Source organism: Deinococcus ficus (genome assembly GCF_003444775.1).
In the GTDB taxonomy this organism is placed as follows: Bacteria; Deinococcota; Deinococci; order Deinococcales; family Deinococcaceae; genus Deinococcus; species Deinococcus ficus.
The window spans coordinates 1,767,436-1,784,312 of record NZ_CP021081.1 but is presented as its reverse complement, the minus strand read 5'-3'; the positions used below and the strand labels follow the sequence as shown (position 1 = coordinate 1,784,312).

16 protein-coding genes are annotated in these 16,877 nt (G+C 72.0%); 5 read left to right on the top strand and 11 right to left on the bottom strand.

Annotated features, from left to right (window positions below; translation table 11 throughout):
* Window positions 1–33 precede the first annotated feature (33 nt).
* Genes DFI_RS08690 through DFI_RS08680 form a run of 3 tightly spaced genes read right to left on the bottom strand, consistent with a single transcriptional unit; the run spans window position 34 to window position 2,750 of the window.
* The gene (locus tag DFI_RS08690) at window positions 34–384 is read right to left on the bottom strand and encodes a DUF1304 domain-containing protein (protein ID WP_027461809.1); all 351 of its coding nucleotides are present in this window, start codon (window positions 382–384) and stop codon (window positions 34–36) included.
* Window positions 381–1,802, bottom strand: a complete 1,422-nt coding sequence (gltX, locus tag DFI_RS08685; protein ID WP_027461808.1) for a glutamate--tRNA ligase — start codon at window positions 1,800–1,802, stop codon at window positions 381–383. The genes DFI_RS08690 and gltX overlap by 4 nt, the downstream gene beginning before the upstream one ends.
* Window positions 1,803–1,853: 51 nt before the next feature.
* Window positions 1,854–2,750: a metal ABC transporter solute-binding protein, Zn/Mn family gene (locus DFI_RS08680; protein WP_043776711.1), complete on the bottom strand. Its 897-nt coding sequence runs from the start codon at window positions 2,748–2,750 to the stop codon at window positions 1,854–1,856.
* A 95-nt stretch (window positions 2,751–2,845) separates the two neighbouring features.
* Here DFI_RS08680 and DFI_RS08675 point away from each other — a divergent pair, with 95 nt between their 5' ends.
* Window positions 2,846–4,591, top strand: a complete 1,746-nt coding sequence (locus tag DFI_RS08675) for an ABC transporter ATP-binding protein (protein ID WP_027461806.1) — start codon at window positions 2,846–2,848, stop codon at window positions 4,589–4,591.
* A gap of 34 nt (window positions 4,592–4,625) precedes the next feature.
* On the opposite strand, the gene DFI_RS08670 is transcribed toward DFI_RS08675, so the two are convergent.
* The 5 genes from DFI_RS08670 to DFI_RS08650 all read right to left on the bottom strand — a co-directional run bounded on the left by DFI_RS08670 (window position 4,626) and on the right by DFI_RS08650 (window position 11,426).
* On the bottom strand, window positions 4,626–5,357 hold the full coding sequence (locus DFI_RS08670) for a hypothetical protein (RefSeq protein WP_155864495.1): 732 nt from the start codon (window positions 5,355–5,357) through the stop codon (window positions 4,626–4,628).
* A 204-nt stretch (window positions 5,358–5,561) separates the two neighbouring features.
* Window positions 5,562–8,315 carry a valine--tRNA ligase gene (locus tag DFI_RS08665; protein WP_027461804.1) on the bottom strand — a complete coding sequence of 918 codons (2,754 nt, stop codon included), beginning with the start codon at window positions 8,313–8,315 and terminating at the stop codon, window positions 5,562–5,564.
* Entirely contained in the window at window positions 8,312–8,830 is a 519-nt protein-coding gene (locus tag DFI_RS08660; RefSeq protein ID WP_051307412.1) for an NUDIX hydrolase, read from the bottom strand. Before DFI_RS08660 ends, DFI_RS08665 begins: the two co-directional genes overlap by 4 nt.
* A gap of 347 nt (window positions 8,831–9,177) precedes the next feature.
* Window positions 9,178–9,993 carry an isocitrate lyase/PEP mutase family protein gene (locus tag DFI_RS08655; RefSeq protein ID WP_027461803.1) on the bottom strand — a complete coding sequence of 272 codons (816 nt, stop codon included), beginning with the start codon at window positions 9,991–9,993 and terminating at the stop codon, window positions 9,178–9,180.
* On the bottom strand, window positions 9,990–11,426 hold the full coding sequence (locus DFI_RS08650; protein WP_051307411.1) for a DNA-3-methyladenine glycosylase 2 family protein: 1,437 nt from the start codon (window positions 11,424–11,426) through the stop codon (window positions 9,990–9,992). The genes DFI_RS08655 and DFI_RS08650 overlap by 4 nt, the downstream gene beginning before the upstream one ends.
* A 161-nt stretch (window positions 11,427–11,587) precedes the next feature.
* Here DFI_RS08650 and DFI_RS08645 point away from each other — a divergent pair, with 161 nt between their 5' ends.
* Window positions 11,588–12,133 (top strand): hypothetical protein, encoded by a 546-nt coding sequence (locus tag DFI_RS08645; protein ID WP_051307410.1) that lies wholly within the window; start codon window positions 11,588–11,590, stop codon window positions 12,131–12,133.
* Window positions 12,134–12,143: 10 nt separating this feature from the next.
* Here the strand turns inward: DFI_RS08645 and DFI_RS08640 are convergent, their stop codons facing one another.
* On the bottom strand, window positions 12,144–12,908 hold the full coding sequence (locus DFI_RS08640) for a hypothetical protein (RefSeq protein WP_244940255.1): 765 nt from the start codon (window positions 12,906–12,908) through the stop codon (window positions 12,144–12,146).
* An 87-nt stretch (window positions 12,909–12,995) separates the two neighbouring features.
* The gene (locus DFI_RS08635; protein ID WP_022801704.1) at window positions 12,996–13,550 is read right to left on the bottom strand and encodes a DUF4388 domain-containing protein; all 555 of its coding nucleotides are present in this window, start codon (window positions 13,548–13,550) and stop codon (window positions 12,996–12,998) included.
* Window positions 13,551–13,614: 64 nt separating this feature from the next.
* On the opposite strand from DFI_RS08635, the gene DFI_RS08630 reads away from it, so the two are divergent.
* The 3 genes from DFI_RS08630 to DFI_RS08620 all read left to right on the top strand — a co-directional run bounded on the left by DFI_RS08630 (window position 13,615) and on the right by DFI_RS08620 (window position 15,702).
* Window positions 13,615–14,628 carry an ADP-ribosylglycohydrolase family protein gene (locus DFI_RS08630; protein WP_051307409.1) on the top strand — a complete coding sequence of 338 codons (1,014 nt, stop codon included), beginning with the start codon at window positions 13,615–13,617 and terminating at the stop codon, window positions 14,626–14,628.
* A gap of 101 nt (window positions 14,629–14,729) precedes the next feature.
* Window positions 14,730–14,948 (top strand): 50S ribosomal protein L31, encoded by a 219-nt coding sequence (rpmE, locus tag DFI_RS08625; RefSeq protein WP_022801706.1) that lies wholly within the window; start codon window positions 14,730–14,732, stop codon window positions 14,946–14,948.
* Between the two features lie 91 nt (window positions 14,949–15,039).
* Window positions 15,040–15,702 (top strand): thymidine kinase, encoded by a 663-nt coding sequence (locus tag DFI_RS08620; protein ID WP_051307408.1) that lies wholly within the window; start codon window positions 15,040–15,042, stop codon window positions 15,700–15,702.
* Here DFI_RS08620 and DFI_RS08615 read toward each other — a convergent pair.
* The gene (locus tag DFI_RS08615) at window positions 15,687–16,874 is read right to left on the bottom strand and encodes an amidohydrolase family protein (protein ID WP_043776708.1); all 1,188 of its coding nucleotides are present in this window, start codon (window positions 16,872–16,874) and stop codon (window positions 15,687–15,689) included. The two genes, DFI_RS08620 and DFI_RS08615, sit on opposite strands and share 16 nt — an antisense overlap.
* Window positions 16,875–16,877: the final 3 nt, after the last annotated feature.

Below are 16,877 nucleotides of genomic sequence, written 5' to 3'. Positions count from 1 at the left end.
GCCAGAACTCGGCCTCCCCCGCACGCTGTTTTCTCAGGCCAGCAGTACGGCCAGGATCGCCAGGACCGCCGGCACCGTCTGCGCGAACAGGATCCGGCGGTTCGCGGTGGCCGCGCCGTACAATCCCGCGACCGCCACGCACGCCAGGAAGAACAGCTGCACGTCCTGCGCGCCCGTCAGCAGGCCCCAGAACAGGCCCGCCGCCAGGAAGCCGTTGTACAGGCCCTGGTTGCCGGCCATCACGCGCGTCTGCGCGGCGAGTTCCGGGGTGGTGCCGAAGGCCTCTATGGCGCGGGGCGTGGTCCACAGGAACATCTCCAGCACCAGGATGTACACGTGCAGCAGGGCAACGGCGCCCACCAGCACGGCCGCCAGGACGCTCACCGGGCCACCCGGTCCACGCGAGCCACCACGCGGTCACGGCCCAGGGCGGCCAGCAGGTCCGGCAGGTCCGGGCTTTCCATGGTGCCCGCCACGGCCGCGCGGACGGGCGGCATGACCTTGCCCAGTTTCAGGCCCTTCTCCTCGGCGTAGGCGTGGAAGGCGGCCTTGATGCTGGCGGCGTCGAAGGTGGGCAGGTTCTTCAGGCGGGCGGCCAGGTCGGGCAGCAGGTCGCGGCTGCCGTCCAGCGCCTTCTGCGCCTTCTCGTCGGTGGGGTAGTCCTCCGACCAGAAGTAGGCGGTCTTGTCCATGAAGTCCGCGAACACCTCGATGCGGGGCGTCATCAGGCGCGTCACCGCGCGGAAGTAGTCGTCCAGCGGCAGGCTCACCTTCTGGTCGGCCAGGAAGGCGTGCAGGCGGCGGGCCACCTCGTCTTCCGACAGCACCTCGCGCAGGTATTTGCCGTTGTACCAGCGCAGTTTCTCCAGGCTGAACACCGGGCCGCCCAGGGTGACGTCCGAGAGATCGAAGACGCGCTCGAACTCGGTCAGGTCGAAGATCTCCTGGCCGTCCGGGTGCGTCCAGCCCATGGTCGCCAGGAAGTTCAGCATCGCCTCGGGCAGGAAGCCCTGCTTCTGGTACCACTCCACGCTGGTGGGGTTCTTGCGTTTGCTGATCTTGGAGCGGTCGCTGTTGCGCAGCAGCGGCATGTGCGCCCACACCGGCTCCGGCCACCCGAACGCGCGGTACAGCAGCACGTGAATGGGCGTGCTGGTGATCCACTCCTCGGCGCGGACCACGTGCGTCACGCCCATCAGGCGGTCGTCCACCACGTTCGCCAGGTGGTAGGTAGGGAAGCCGTCGGCCTTGAGCAGCACCTTGTCGTCGATCTCGCGGTTCTGGAAGTGAATCGGGTCGCGCAGGCGGTCGTTCACCACGGTTTCGCCCTCGCGGTCCACCTTCAGGCGGATCACGGCGGCCTCGCCGGCGTCCAAGCGCCGCTGCGCTTCCCCGGCGCTCAGGTCGCGGCTGGGAATGGCGATCACGCGCCCCGCCTGCTGCGCCTGCTCGCGCAGGGCGGTCAGCTCCTCCGGGGTTTCGAAGGCGTAGTAGGCGTGCCCGCTTTCCACCAGCTGCCGGGCGTAATCGCCGTACAGGTCAAAGCGCTCGGACTGCCGGTAGGGGCCGTTCGGGCCGCCCTGCAAAGGCGACTCGTCGGGTTCCAGGCCCAGCCACTGCATCATCTGGAAGATGCGGGTCTCGCTGTCGGCGACGTAGCGGCCCCGGTCGGTGTCCTCGATCCGCAGGATGAACTTTCCGCCCGCCTGACGGGCAAGAGTACGGTTAAACAGCCCGATGTAGGCGGTGCCCACGTGCGGGTCACCGGTGGGGCTCGGGGCGATACGGGTCACGACAGACATGAGGAAAAGCATACCCGCCCCCGGAAAGGAGGCGGGCGGGCCGCACCGGCGTTACTTCAGTGCCTTGACCATCGTCTCGGCGTTGTACTTCAGGGCCTTCAGGAAGGTGTCCCCGGCGGTCCCCTTCGGGCCGAGCGCGTCGGTGTACAGCGGCGGGGCGACGCGCGCGCCGGTTTCCCGCGCGAGGGTCTGCGCCAGGCGCAGGTTCGCGGCGTTCTCCGTGAAGATCACCCGGGCGCCCGTGGCCTTGACCGTGCGGATCAGGGCCGCGATCTCCCCGGCGCTGGGTTCCCGTTCGGTGCTCAGGCCCGGCAGGACGGTGCCCACCACTGTCAGGCCGTAACGGGAGGCGAGGTAGTGCAGGGAGTCGTGGTTGGTGACGACCTTGCGCTTGCCGGCGGGCAGCGTGGCGAAGAGTTTCTTCGCGGCGGCGTCGGCCGCCTTGATCTTCGTGATGTATGCCGCAGCGTTCTTCGCGTAGGTGGCCTTCCCGGCCGGGTCGAGGCGGGTGAGGGTGGCCTGGGCGTTGCGGACGTACCCGGTGGCGAGGTCGGCGTCCCACCAGGCGTGCGGGTCGGACTCGGCGTGGTCATGGCCGTGATCGTGGTCATCACCGGGCGCGGGGCGGAGCTTCAGGCCGGTGGTGAGGGTGGTGACCGGGACCTTCGGCGCGGCGGCCTTGAGTTTCGGCAGCCAGGGTTCCAGGCCGGCGCCGTTGGCGAACAGGGCGCGGCTGCCGCTCAGGCCGCGCAGGGCGGCGGTGGACGGCTGGAAGGTGTGGCTGTCGGCGCCGGCGGGAACGATGACGTTCACCTTCACGCGGGTGCCGCCCACGTTCTGCACGAAGTCGGCGATCAGGGAGGTGGTCGCGCTGACCGGCAGGGGCGCGGCGGCCGCGGCCGGCAGGGAGGTCAGGAGCAGGGTCAGGAGCAGGGTGGGGAACCGCATGGCTGAAAATGATAACTCATTATCATGATTTTGCAAGGACGCACATCCCCGCCCAGCCCACCGACCTCCCCGCCACCCCCACGTATGCTGCGGCGGTGCCCCACCCCACCCCCGGCGTCACCCGGCGCCTGTACGGCCTGCTCACCCCCTACCGCCGCACCGTCGGCGTGGGCCTGCTGCTCCTGACCCTCAGCGTCATCGCGGAACTGTACCCCCCCCTGGTGTGGATCCGCGTGGTGGACCACGGCATCGCCCAGCGCGACTGGCCGTACATCGCCACGCAGCTCGCCCTGCTCGTCCTGGTGTTCGGCGCACAGCAGCTCCTCTCCGCCTCACGCGGCATCCTGCTCGAGCGCGCCGGGCAGCGCCTCACCCTGGACCTGCGCCTCGCCGTGTACCGCAAACTCCAGGCGCAGTCCGCCGACTACTTCGAAAGCCAGCGCACCGGCGACCTGATCGCCCGCGTCACCGGCGACGTGGACGCCATTCAGGACGTTCTCGTGCGCGGCACCGACTCCGTGCTCGCCAACGCCCTGCGCCTCATCGGCGTGATCGGCATCTTCATCGCCCTGAACCCCGTCCTGGGCGCCGCCACCACCCTCCCCATGCTGGCCGTGGGCGCGCTGCTGTGGCGCTACGCCCGCACCGTCCGGCCCACCTACCGCGCCGCCCGCACCCGACTGGGGGACCTGACCGCCCTGATCACCGACCGCCTGGGCGGCATGCGCGTCGTGCAGACCCACGCCCGCGAAGCGCAGGAAACCGCGCGCGTCGAGGCGCTCGGCCGCGAACTGTACGACGTGCAGGTCCGGGCCGTCACCCTGCGCAACCGCTCCTTCCCGCTCGCGCGCTTCGTGGGCAACATGGGCAACGTCATCATGCTCGGCGGCGGCGCGTGGCTGATCATGCAGGGCCAGTTCACCATCGGCGGCCTGCTCGCCTACCGCGGGTACGGCCGCTACTTCTACGGCCCCCTGGACGACCTCGTCGGCATCGCCGACCTGCTCCAGCGCGCCGAGGCCAGCGGCCGCCGCGTCTTCGAGGTCCTCGACGCGCCCGTCACCGTGCAGGACCACCCGGACGCCCGGCCCCTGCCCGACCCCGCCCGCGGCGAGATCGAATTCCGCAACGTCACCTACGGCTACGACCCCGCCCGGCCCGTGCTGCGCGACGTCAGCTTCCGCGTGCCCGCCGGCCAGCGCGTCGCCGTGCTCGGCGAATCCGGCGCCGGCAAGAGCACCCTGCTGGGCCTCGTCACCCGCGCCCACGACCCGCAGGCTGGACAGGTCCTGATCGACGGCCTGGACGTCCGCACCCTCACCCTGCACAGCCTGCGCCGCGCCGCGGTCACCATGCCGCAGGACACCTTCCTCTTCCACGACACCGTCCGCGCCAACGTCACCTACGCCCACCCTGCCGCCACCCCCACCGAGATTCAGGACGCCCTGCGTGCCGCCCACGCCCTCGACTTCGTGCAGGCCCTCCCGGACGGCCTGGACACCCTGGTCGGCGAACGCGGCGTGAAACTCAGCGGCGGGCAGCGCCAGCGCCTCGGCATCGCCCGCACCCTGCTCGCCCGGCCCCGCGTCCTGCTGCTGGACGAACCCACCAGCGCCGTGGACGCCGAAAGCGAGGCCCAGGTCGTCGCCGCGCTGGACGACCTGATGCGCGGCCGCACCGCATTGATCGTCACGCACCGCCTCAGTCTCGCCCGCGGCGCCGACCGGGTCCTCGTGATCCAGGACGGCCGGATCGTGGAAGACGGCCCCCCTGCGAAGCTGCTCGAACAGGGCGGCGCGTACGCCGCGCTCGACCGCACCAGCCGCGCCCTCGTCGGCTGAGCAACAAGCAAAGGGCTTGCTTCCGGCGTTTCTGTCAGAGGCGGCTGGTGACCCGGTCCCAGCCCGGCGCCGCCTTCTTCAGCAGGGGGTGGCCGTACTCGCCGAGCAGCTCCTGGGCGCGCAGCGCGCCATCCAGCTGTGTCTTCGCGTCCGCCAGGACACCCGGGGCCGCCAGCCAGGGGTCCGGGACGAGGTCCACTTCCAGGCCACCCCAGGCGGTGGGGGTCAGGACAGCCCCCTCCGCCTCCAGCGGGCCCGGGTCGAGAACCGCCATCAGGTCCGGCCCGAACCAGCTGCGGACCGCCAGGCCGTCCAGGCCGTGACGGCGCAGCTCACTGCCCGTCATGGCCAGCATCCGGTCCAGCGGCGCCGGTTCCGCGCCGTAACCCAGCCCGCCGAACGCCGGGTGAAGGACCCCGGCCAGAGCCGAGCCCAGAGTGAACAGCTCGGGCCGACGCCCGGCCGTCACGTCCGCGAACACCAGCCGCGTCACCTGCTCCGAAACCCCAGTGATTCCCATGCCCACGTCGTAGGCGGGATTCGCTTGGCGTCCCAGCGTGGGCAGGTCACTGCGGCGGCCCTCCGCCAACCGCACCAGGAACGCCTCCCGGGAACAGGGATCTGCCTCTGGACCATCGCCGAAGCGGAAGATATCTGGTGCTAGTCCCGCGTTATCCAGAACTGTCAGGAGCTGCTCGACGCGCCGGGCGCGTTCCCGGCTGGGGTTCACGGCGTCCCATCCGTAGAATTTCAGGACTGTTTTCATGTGTGGCAGCTTCTTTCACGGGCTCGAGGCAGCCTGATGGCTTTCCATAACTGCAGGCGCGGCAGGCGCCGCACGTTGCTTCCCGGCTTCCTGCTCACATGTTCCAGTGTATCGGGCAGGCTGGAGCGCCACGAACTCCAGCCCAGAGGGAGAGAAGGCGTCCCCGGATCATGGGGATCGCGGGGACGCCAGGAACGGGGTTGCTTACTCGAACTGCTTCAGCACGCCTTCCAGGCGGTCTTTCTGCTGGGTGAAGTCCTCCACGCGGCGTTTCTCTTCCTCGATCACCTCGGCGGGCGCGCGGGCGACGAAGCCCTCGTTGCCCAGCTTGCCCTGCGCCTGTTTGATCTGCTTGTCGAATTCCGCGAGGCGTTTTTTCTGCTTGCCCAGCCAGTCGGCGAGGTCCACGGTGCCTTCCAGCGGCGCGCGGATGGTCACGCCGCGTTCCACGGCACTCAGGGTCCGGCCTTCCAGGCTGGTCACCAGTTGCACGCGGGCGATGCTTTCCACCACGCGGGCGTTCTCGGTGACCACGCCGCTCAGGTCGCCTTCCACGGTCACGCCCAGGCGGTCCTGGGGGCTCAGGCCCAGTTCGTTCTTCAGGCTGCGGGCGGCGTTCACGGCGGCGCGCAGGGCGTCGAACGCGTGGGTGGCTTCCGCGTCGTGCAGGTCGGCGTTCGCCACCGGCCAGACGCGCAGGGCCAGCTGCCGGCGGTGCCCGAGCGCCTCGTACAGCTCGGAGGTGATGAAAGGCATGACCGGGTGCAGCAGTTTCAGGATGTGCTCCAGCACCGCCTTCAGGGTCGCCAGCGTGCCCAGTTTGCCTTCGGCCAGGGCGGGTTTGGCGGCCTCGATGTACCAGTCGCAGAACTCGTCCCAGGTGAAGGAGTACAGCGTGCGGGTGGCGGCGCCGATGTCGAAGGCCTCCAGCTGCGCGGTGGCTTCGGCGGTCACGGCGTTCAGGCGGGAGATGATCCAGCGGTCGGCGAGGGTCAGGTCGTCCCGGCCGCGCAGCAGGGCCAGCACGTCCTGGCTGCGGGGCAGGTCCAGGTCGCCGGGAATCAGGGCGCGGCGCACGTACGCGGTCAGGTCGTCGTCGCCCTGCAGGTGGGGGACGGCCTCGCCCAGGCGCATCAGGGCGAAGCGGGTGGCGTTCCAGAGTTTGTTCGCGAAGTTGCGGCCCTGCTCGAAACGGCGCGGGTCGTGCTTGATGTCCTGCCCGCCGGTCGAGAGGTACGCGAACGCGAAGCGGGCGGCGTCCACGCCGTACTGCTCGAACAGCTCCAGCGGGTCCACGCCGTTGCCCTTGCTCTTGCTCATCTTCTGGCCCTTGGCGTCCAGGTACAGGCCGTGCAGCATCACCGTGCTGAACGGTGCCTGCCCGGTCAGGCCGTAGGCGGCCATCTGCATGCGGGCCACCCAGAAGAACAGGATGTCGTACCCGGTCACCAGGACCTGGGTGGGGTAGAACTTCCGGAAGTCCTCGCTGTCGGTGTCGGGCCAGCCCAGCGTGCTGAAGGGCCACAGGTTGCTGGAAAACCACGTGTCGAACACGTCCGGGTCGCGGCGCAGGTTCAGGTGCGCGTAGCGGGGGTCCTGGTCGCAGTCCAGGTCCGGGTTCTCGGGGTCAGGCACGTAGATGTTGCCCTGCTCGTCGTACCACGCGGGAATCTGGTGGCCCCACCACAGCTGCCGGCTGATGTTCCAGTCGCGGATGTTCTCCAGCCAGTCGCGGTTCACCTTGGCGTAGCGGTCCGGCACGAGGCGCATCTCGCCTTTTTCCAGGCCGTCCAGGGCCATGTCCGCGAAGGGTTTCATGCGCACGAACCACTGCGTGCTCACGATGGGCTCCACCGGCACCTTCGTGCGCTCGGACAGGCCGATGGCGGTGTCGTGGTCCTTTTCCTCGATCAGGTGCCCGCCCTCGGTCAGGGCCTTGGTCACGGCCTTGCGGGCCGCGAAGCGCTCCATGCCGCGGAATTCGGCGGGCACCAGCTCGTCCTGCGTGAGGTTCCCGTGCAGGTCGATCACGCTGGGCCGCGCCAGACCGTGCCGCTCACCGACCTCGAAGTCGGTGGGGTCGTGCGCGGGCGTGATCTTCAGGGCGCCCACCCCGAACTCCATCTCCACCGCCTCGTCCGCGATGATCGGCACCAGCCGGTCCGTGAGGGGAATGCGGGCCTTCTTCCCGACCAGGTGACGGAAGCGCGCGTCGTCCGGGTGCACGGCGATCGCCTGGTCCGCGAAGATCGTCTCCGGGCGCACCGTCGCGATGCGGATCTCGCCGGGCTCGCCGTTGCTGGCCGCCTCGTTCGGGTCCTCCAGCTTGTAGGACAGGGTGGTCATCTTGCCCTTGCGGACTTCCCGGTCGATCTCCAGTTCGCTGAGGGTGGTCTGGCTGGCCGGGTCCCAGTTCACGATCCGCTCGCCGCGGTACGCGAAGCCCTCGTGGTACAGCTTCACGAACTGGTGCCGGACCGCGCGCGACAGGCCCTCATCCATCGTGAAGCGCTCGCGGGTCCAGTCCGCGCTCACGCCCAGGCGCGAGAGCTGGTTCAGGATCATGCCGCCCGACTCGGCCTTCCAGGCCCACACCCGCTCCAGGAACGCCTCGCGGCCCAGGTCGTGCCGCGACACACCGGCCTCGCGCAGCTGCTTTTCCACGACCACCTGCGTGGAGATCCCGGCGTGGTCCATCCCTGGCAGGTACAGCGCCTCGAAGCCCTGCATGCGCTTGAAGCGGATCAGCGTGTCGATCAGGGTGTTGTCCAGCGCGTGCCCCAGGTGCAGGTTCCCGGTCACGTTCGGCGGCGGGATCACGATGGTGAACGGCTCACGGCCGCTGCTGGCGTCCGCGCGGAAGGGCTCGGTGCGCCAGCGGTTTGCCCACTGCGGCTCCACCGCCTGCGGATCGAATTGCGGGGCCAGGGTCTTGCTGTCGGCGGGGGTGTCGGTCATGCGCGGGTCTCCTTGTCGTGCGGAACGCCGGGGATCGGCGGCGGGGTCAGGCCAGGGTCGGTCAGGGCAGGGGAGGGCAGGAACAGGTCCAGGTCCCAGTCGAGGCGGGGGGCCGGCAGCGGCTCCCAGTGGAAGCGGAACACGTGACCATCGGCGGCATGCTCCCAGGTGTCCGGCAGGTCCGGCGGGGCCAGCAGGTGATGGAAGTGCCGCATCTCGCGTTTGGCATGCGCCTCACTGATCCACTCGGCACTGCCCAGGTAACCCCGCAGGGTGAAGCCGGCCTGCCCGGTTTCCTCGGCGGCCTCACGGAGTGCGGCCTGCGCGGGAGTCTCTCCGGGCTCTACCCCGCCGGCCACGACCTGCACGCCGGCGTCCTGGGTGGGCACGTGGTCGAAAACGAGCAGGGCCGCGCCGTGCCCGGCGGGGCGCGTGATCTGGCAGACCGCCCGCTCGCGCAGCCGGTGGGCCCGGGCGTGCGCGCGGGCGGCCTGAAGTTCGCTGAACTGGGTCATGTCACCTCCTGCCGGGCCGCACGAAAAAACGTCTCGTCCGCCCGGATTGCTCCGTGTGCGGACGAGACGTGAACGTGCAGTCCCGTGGTACCACCGCGGTTCCCTGGCTGCATGCCGGGGCGCTCTGGGTGCGCTGTGACGGGCGCTCCCGGGCGGGTCTACTGGGCCGCGTGGGCCGTTCTTCCACCGTGCTCGCGGGTGACGTTCTCCGGGCGGCACTCCGGCCTGGGCTCTCAGTCACGGCCCGGGCTCCCTGTCGGGGCCAGTTCCCGGGTACTCTTCCCGGTCAACGCCCACGCAGTGTACGCGCCGCCCCGCCCCGCTTTCAATCCGCCAGAAGGCGGGGCTCAGGGGGAGGCGAACAGCGCCTCGGCCTGAGCGAAGCCGTAGAAGGACTCGCTCATCGCCCCGTACGTGCCCGGGCCGCGCAGTTCGGCCGCGATGCGCGCCACGTGCCCCAGCGCGCCCAGCATCGCCCCCTGACCCAGGCTCACGCGCCGCGCCCCGGCCGCCAGCAGATCCGGCACGGCCGGCGCGCCGGGCGCGGCCATCACGTTCAGCGGCCCGGGCAGTTCGGCCGCCAGCACGCGGATCACCGCCGGGTCGGTCACGCCCGGCACGAACATGCCGTCCGCTCCGGCCTGCAGGTACGCCCGGCCGCGGCGGATCGTCTCCTCCAGGCGCTCCTGCGCGTTCCGGCCCACCCCGCACAGGTACGTGTCGGTGCGGACATTCAGGAACACGCCGGACGCGCCGCGGGCCGCCTCCACGCGGCGCACCTGCTCGTCCAGGGCGTACAGGGGCGCGTCCGGGCGGCCGGTGGCGTCCTCCAGGTTCACGCCGGCCACGTCCAGGGCCGCGACCTCCCGCACTGTGCGGGCCACGTCGTCCGGCGCGTCGCCGTACCCGGCCTCGATGTCGGCGTTCAGCGGTACGCTCAGCGCGCGGCGGATCACCGCGATCTCGGCCAGCATCTCGGCGCGGGAGAGCCGCTGGCCGTCCGGCAGGCCGCGTGCGTACGCGATTCCGGCGCTGGTCGTGCCGACGGCCGGGAAACCTGCCGCCTGGAAGATCCGGGCGCTCGCGGCGTCCCAGGCGTTCGGGAGGGCAAAACCCCGGGCGTGCAGGGCGTGGAAGGCCGGGTGAGGTTCGCTGGGGGTCATGCGGTCTCCTTCGGGGCGGCGTGGTGCCGCCACACGTGCAGCGTGGCGAGGCTGCGGTACGGGGCAAGGGGGGCGAGCAGGGCGGTGACCTGCCGGGCGTCCGGCCGGCCGGGCAGGCCGTGCAGCTGTTGCAGGCCCGCGGCCAGGGCGCTGTCCCCGACCGGGACCACGTCCGCGGCGCCCAGGCCGCGCAGCAGCACGTACCGTGCCGTCCAGGGGCCGATGCCGGGCACGGCGGTCAGCTGGCGTTCGGCGGCGCGCACGGACCCGCCGGCCAGGGCGTCCAGGTCCAGGGCGCCGCTGGCGCACAGCCCCGCGACGCGGGAGAGCAACTCCGCGCGGGCCCGGGTGAAGCCCAGCGCGGTGAGATCGGGGACGGACAGTGCGGCAATGCCCTCCGCGCTGGGCGGGGCGTAAAGCCCCGCGCCGGCCGGCTCGCCCAGGCGGCCACACAGCCGGCGGCGCAGGGTGCAGGCGAACGCGAACGTGACCTGCTGCCCGGCCACCGCCCACACCAGCGCGTCGAACGGGGTGGGCGTGAGCGGCACCCGGTACCCGGGCGTGCCCGCCACCAGCGGCCCGAACGCCGCGTCCTGCCGCGCCAGCCGCTCGAACCGCGCCGGGTCGCTGGTCAGGCCCAGCATCCGCCGCAGCATGCCGTGCAGGGCCGCCGCGTCCGCCGGGCTCAGGGGCGCAGCAGTGGTGACCTCGGCCTGCCCGGCGCGCAGGGCCACGTGCACCACCTGCACGCCGCCCGGCAGCCGCAGCGCCGTGTGCAGCGTGTGGCCCTCCACCCGGGCGGTGCTCTGGCAGCGGTCGCGGCCCAGGTCGCGGAGCATCGCGGCCAGCGGGTACCCGGCGGGCAGCCGCAGCGTGAAGGCCCGCGCGCCGCGCAGGTCCCGGTACGCCTGCGCGCTCAGGCCCGCCTGCTTCCGGAACTGCTCCCCGAACGCCGACAGGCTGGCGAAACCCACCTCGAAGGCGATCTCCGTGACCGGCCGGTCCGTGTGCAGCAGCAGGTGCCGCGCCTGCGCGATCCGGCCGCGGGCCAGGAAGTCCGCCGGGGTGAGCCCCAGGTGCTCGCGCAGCAGCGCGTGCAGCGCCCGCACGCTCAGGCCGGCGGCGCGGGCCAGGGCCGGCACGTCCGGCAGGTCCCCGGGCGGCAGGTCGGCCAGGGCCGCCACCCGCGTCTCGTCCGCGTGAATGCCGGCGTAGTAGTGGTCCGGGTGGCAGCGCAGGCATGGCCGCAGCCCCGCCGACCGGGCGGAGGCGGGCGTGGCGTGAAACACCACGTTCTCCGGCTTCGGTTTTTTCGCCCGGCAGGACGGCAGGCAGTAGATGCCGGTGCTGACCACGCCCGTGATGAACCGCCCGTCGAAGGCGGCGTTCGCGGCCAGCATCTCCCGGAGCATGATCTGGCGGGAAAGACTCATGCGGGCATTGTGCGGGCCGGGCGCGCGGGCCGCCACCGGATTCCGGCACGGGAATTTCCGGCCCGACCCCGTGGTACCGGGACTGTACCGGACGGCGGCGCGAAGCGCCATCGCCCATCGGGCGGGTGTGTTTTCTGCCCTCCAGGCCGCACACTGCGCGGATGCCTGACCTTGAAGGATTCACCCTGTATCACCGGGCCGGGCGCGACGTGCGCGGCGACCGGCTGCTGCCCCTGAACGCCCTGCGGGAGACGTGGCCGGACGTGTACGCGCGCGAGGTGCGCAAGTACGAGGGCCGCGAGGCCCTGCGCGACTCGGTGCTGCCTGACCTGGCGTGCGGCTGGGGCGACGTGCTGTTCCTCAGTCCCGTGGACCCGGGCCCGCTGCTGGACGTCCTGCGGGCGGCCGGGCATGCGGCGGCACCCGTCCGGTTCTGGACCCTGCCGGCGGCCGCCCTGGACCCCGAGCACGCCCGGGTGCTGCTGCCTCGCCCGTGGCCCGGCGGGGTGTTCCAGCCGCACTCCCCGGACGACCTTCAGCCGTTCACGCGGGATGTCCTGGCCGGGGCGTGCGTGCCGCCCGCGGCCACCCTGGCGCGCCTGCGGGCCCTGCCGCCGGGCGCGCCGCTCCTCCTGTGGGCGGACGTGCCGCAAGTGCTGTACCGGGGCAGCCTGCCCCTGAGCCTGCTGCGCGAGGTCCGGCGGTAACGCCCGGCGCTTACTCGCCGGCCGGTTCCTCGATCTCGAACCGGTACAGTTTCGGGCGTTTCATGAATCCGCGCGACACGGCCACCGTCGCGTTGCGGTACGGCACGCCGGTCACGGGCGCGCCGTTCGGGAAGCTGAAGGTCTCGCCGTCCAGCCGCAGGGTGCCGTCGTGGAAGTCCAGCAGGCCCCGCGCGCGGCCCAGCACGTCGTAGGGGTGCTCGATCAGCACGGTGAGTTTCACGGGCTGCCCGGCCAGGCTGCGCAGCGGGTTGCCGCCGTGCCCGAACGCCGTGCGGATCTCGTCGGCGAGGCGTTCGCAGGTGACTTTCAGGCTCAGGGCGTACTCCCCGACCGGGAAGAGCGCCTCGCGGATCAGGGTCACGCCGTCCCCCTCGGCTTCCCGGAAGGTGCTGAGCAGCGCCTCGCGGCGGTTGCGGATCAGCGTGACCGGCGCGGCCCGGCCGCCCTGCATGGGGAATTCCCCGCGCTGGATGAGCCGCTCGGCGTGCAGCAGGGTGTCTTCCCGGGTGCGGAAGGTGCGCTGCTGCACGTTCTCGTATGGCAGCCAGCGTCCGGCGCTGTCGCGCTGCAGCCAGTCCACCCACAGTTCGTAGCGGTCCTGGAATTTCCAGGAGGCGTGCGGCGCGACCCGGGCGTCCGGGCGGGGCAGGGGCGCGCTCAGGCTCTCGCGGCCGAACGCGGGGGTGTGGGCGGCGCTGCCGTCGGGGTCGCGGGTGTCACGCGGGGTGGGTGTGCTGCGGGTGATGGCGCTCATGCGACCCTCCTTCCTGGCCGTTCATCATGCCAGCCTGAACGCCCATCATGCCAGCCGGGGCGCCCCGGCGTTTCGGGGCCGCGCGGGTCATGCCGGGACGACCTCGACCAGCCCGGCCTGCACGAAGGGCCGCAGGGTGTCCAGCAGCTCGCGGGGTTTGAGGGTCGAGGGGTCCCCGGCGGGCCGGAAGGCGAGGCGTTCGAGCATGCCGCGGATGCTCACGCCGGGCGTCACCATGCGCAGCGCGCGGTATTGCTGCTGCGTGACCGGCTGCGCCTCGGACCAGCGGGCGCTGAAGCGCAGGGTGGAGGTCCACTCCGGGAAGACCTTCAGCACCTCCGCCCAGCCGTCCTGGTCGAACAGCATGTGCGTCAGCGCCACCTCGCGCCGCAGGCTCAGGGTGCGGTCCGGCGCGGCGACGTTCGGCTCGAACGTGAAGATCCCGCCGTCCAGGCTCGCCAGGACCTGCAGGGCCGGTTCGCCCTTCATGGGCCCGTACTGGGCGTGCACGATGTCGCCGGCGTCCACCCAGAAGTCGCCGCCGCGGGGGTGCGTCACGCTGAGTTTCCCGGCCTTGCCGCTGGCAAGCAGCATCTGCATGACGGACAGCAGCGGAAAGATGGTCAGGTCACCACGCACCATGCCCCCAGTGTAATGCCCCGGCCCGCCCAGGCGCTGAGAACGCCCCCGCGCTACCCTCGGGAACGTGCCGACGCCCGAAGCCTCCCCGCCCACCCCCCTGAGCGTGCTGCTGTCCCTGGCGGCCGCCGACGCCCTGGGCGCCGCCACCGAATTCAAGACGCCCGAGGTGATCCAAGCCCGGTACGGCCAGAGCGTCACGACCTACCAGCCGGGCAGCGTGTTCGGCTTCGCGCCCGGCGAGGCGACCGACGACACCCAGATGACCGTGGCCACCCTGATCGGCTATGCCCGGGGAGAGGGAAGACCGGGCGTGTGGGCGGCCCTGCAGGACTGGCTGGCGACCGGCCCGCCCGACGTGGGCGGCCTGACGCGCGCCGCCCTGCGGCACTCCTCCCCGGACGGCGGCGTGCAGGCCTGGACCGACAGCGGGTTTCAGAGCGCCGGGAACGGCGGCCTGATGCGCGTGGCGGCGGTGTGGCTGGCGGGGTTCCGCGCGGACGCGCTGGACCGTGAGTCGGCGGTCGTGACCGCCTTCACCCACGCCGATCCGCGCTGCGTGTACGCCTCGGTGGTGCTCACGGCCCTGCTGGAGGCGCTGGCGGGCGGTGAGGGCCTGGACGCCGCGGCCCGGCAGGCCATGAGTCGGATGGACCGGCTGGATGCGCGCCGGACCCTGCTGGACGCCGGCCTGCTGGGCGTGGACAGCATCGAGGCAAACGCCGCCTTCCGCGAACGCGACCGCGCGGCCCGCGCCGAGGTGCGCGCCCGCGTGCAGTCCGGCCTGGACGGGCACGTCGCGTCGCAGAGCGGGTTCGTGCTGGACACCCTGGAAGCCGCCCTGGCCCACGCCCGCGCCGGGTCCTGGCTGGACGGCGTGCAGCCGGCCGTGCTGCTCGGCGACGACAGCGACACGGTCGCCTGCGTGACCGGCGCCATTCTCGGCGCGCGCGGCCTGAGCGTCCCCGGCCACCTGCTGCCGGACCTGCGTATCGGGCACAGCTGGCTCGGCTGGCAGCGCGACTGGGCGGCCACGCAGCACCTGCCCGGCCTGCTGGCCTGCCTGCCCACACCGGCCTGAGCCCCCTGCGGCGGGCCGGGGTGTGATACACTTCCTCGGTTGTCCGCTACGCACATTCCTGGTGCCTGACCCCGGGAGCAGACGTGGCGGCGGAGGCACCTATGAAGAAAGACATCCACCCCAAGAACGTTCCTTGCAAGATCATCTACCAGGGCAAAGTCGTCATGGAGACCCTGAGCACCAAACCCGAGATTCACGTGGACGTCTGGAGCGGCGTGCACCCCTTCTGGACCGGCGAAGAGCGCTTCGTGGACACCGAAGGCCGCGTGGACAAGTTCAACAAGCGCTTCGGCGACAGCTACCGCACCAAGAAGAAGTAAGGGCCGTCAGGCTCCGCCGCCCCGCCCCCGTGGTGGGGCGGCCTTCTTTGGTCCCGGCGCTCACCCCGGGCGGGGTGGCATACTTCCGGACGTGCTCAAGTCCCCCTACTCCGGCGGCCACCTGGAAGTGATCGTGGGCCCCATGTTCAGCGGGAAAAGCGAGGAACTGATCCGCCGCGTCACCCGCGCCGTGATCGCCCGCCAGCGCGTGCAGGTGTTCAAACCCGCCATCGACGACCGCTACCACGAGTCCGCCGTCGCCAGCCACGCCGGGCGGACCGTGGGCGCCCTGGCCGTCCGGGACGTCGCCGGCATCCGCGCGCACCTGTCCGGGGAAGGTCCTCTCCTGACCGCCAGCGAGGCGCCGACCGAACTGCCGGACGTGGTCGGCATCGACGAAGTGCAGTTCTTCGGGCCGGAGATCGTGCCGCTGGCCCTGCATCTCGCGGACGCGGGCGTGCGCGTGATCCTGGCCGGCCTGGACCTGGACTTCCGCGCCGAGCCGTTCGGGTGCATGCCCGACCTGCTCGCCCGCGCCGAGAGCGTGGAGAAACTCACCGCGATCTGCACCGAGTGCGGCGCGCCCGCCACCCGCTCGCAGCGGCTGATCGGCGGGGAACCCGCCCGCTTCGACGACCCGGTGGTGCTGGTGGGCGCGCAGGAAAGCTACGAGGCCCGCTGCCGGGTGCACCACGTCGTCCTGCCCGCCCGGGAACCCGAAACGCGGCCGGTGACCGCTCAGGCGCCGGCGTAACCCGCCCAGACGTACTCGTCGCGCCACGCCTCGCCCCGGCGGATGAAGGGCGCGCGGCTGCCCAGCACGCGGTGCCCGCCCTTCACGGCCGCCCGCACGATCACCCGCGGGTCCAGGGCCGGGTGCAGCTGGCGGGCGAACGCCACCTCCTCCCGCACGTCCAGGCTCTCGCCGCTGGCGACCGAATCGGTGCCCAGCGCGACCTCCACCCCGGCCGCCGCGAACGCCGCCCACGGGAACACGCCGCACTCCAGGTGGTGGTTGCTGCGCGGGCAGGTCACCACCGCGCAGCCCGCCCGCGCCACCCGGGCGACGTCGTCCGGCGTGACGTTCACCATGTGCACCAGGGTGGGCCTGGCGGCCAGCACGCCCAGTTCGTCCAGGTAACGCACCGGTGTCAGGTCCGGATGGGGGTCCCGGCCGATCACCTCCGCGAAGGTGTCGGGCATCAGGGCCTTCAGGCGGTTGTCCCACAGCGGCCCGGCGCCGGTGGCGAACAGCTCCCGCTCGCTGGGGTGCTCGGCCACGTGAATCTGCATGGGCAGGCCCTCCCCGGCGGCGAACTCGGCCGCGAGGCGCATCAGGCGGGCACTGACCGTGAACGGCGTGTGGGGCGTCACGCCCAGGCGCAGGCCGCCCGGCCGCTCCCGCCCGCGCCACGCGGCCACCAGGGCCCGCAGCCGCGCGAGGGTCTCGTCGGCCCGTTCGGGTTTCGGGGCAAACAGCTCGAAGTACAGCACGCCCGTCAGGTCCGCGCGGTCCAGCAGGGCGTCCATCACGTCCGGCGCGAACACGATGTCCCCCACGCCGCCCACCCGCAGCCGCGCGAGTTCCTGGGCGCCGGCCAGCGCGCCGGCCACGCCGCGCCGCTCGCGCTGGCCCACCACCACCTCCGGAATCCAGCGGAAGTACGGCAGCGCCCGGAAGTCGTACGCGCTCATGTCCAGGTGCGTGTGCGCGTTCACGGGCGGCGGCGCGATCACGCCGCCCACCGCCGTCTCGCGGGCCTGCGGGTACGCGCGCCGCAGCTCGTCCGGGTGCCCGGTGGCGGCCACCGTGTCCCCCACGACCACCACGCCGCCCGGCGACTGCGCCCCGCCCAGGCCCGTGTACAGCAGGTCACAGGTCAGCAGGCGGGGCGTGAAGGAGTCGGCGGGCGTGGGGGCAGTCATGCC

Coding starts and splice junctions, on each gene's coding strand:
- DFI_RS08615 (WP_043776708.1), bottom strand. CDS start 16,874: ATGACTGCCCCCACGCCCGCCGACTCCTTCACGCCCCGCCTGCTGACC.
- DFI_RS08655 (WP_027461803.1), bottom strand. CDS start 9,993: ATGACCCCCAGCGAACCTCACCCGGCCTTCCACGCCCTGCACGCCCGG.
- DFI_RS08670 (WP_155864495.1), bottom strand. CDS start 5,357: ATGAAAACAGTCCTGAAATTCTACGGATGGGACGCCGTGAACCCCAGC.
- DFI_RS08680 (WP_043776711.1), bottom strand. CDS start 2,750: ATGCGGTTCCCCACCCTGCTCCTGACCCTGCTCCTGACCTCCCTGCCG.
- rpmE (WP_022801706.1), top strand. CDS start 14,730: ATGAAGAAAGACATCCACCCCAAGAACGTTCCTTGCAAGATCATCTAC.
- DFI_RS08650 (WP_051307411.1), bottom strand. CDS start 11,426: ATGAGTCTTTCCCGCCAGATCATGCTCCGGGAGATGCTGGCCGCGAAC.
- DFI_RS08635 (WP_022801704.1), bottom strand. CDS start 13,550: ATGGTGCGTGGTGACCTGACCATCTTTCCGCTGCTGTCCGTCATGCAG.
- DFI_RS08645 (WP_051307410.1), top strand. CDS start 11,588: ATGCCTGACCTTGAAGGATTCACCCTGTATCACCGGGCCGGGCGCGAC.
- DFI_RS08640 (WP_244940255.1), bottom strand. CDS start 12,908: ATGAGCGCCATCACCCGCAGCACACCCACCCCGCGTGACACCCGCGAC.
- DFI_RS08660 (WP_051307412.1), bottom strand. CDS start 8,830: ATGACCCAGTTCAGCGAACTTCAGGCCGCCCGCGCGCACGCCCGGGCC.
- DFI_RS08665 (WP_027461804.1), bottom strand. CDS start 8,315: ATGACCGACACCCCCGCCGACAGCAAGACCCTGGCCCCGCAATTCGAT.
- gltX (WP_027461808.1), bottom strand. CDS start 1,802: ATGTCTGTCGTGACCCGTATCGCCCCGAGCCCCACCGGTGACCCGCAC.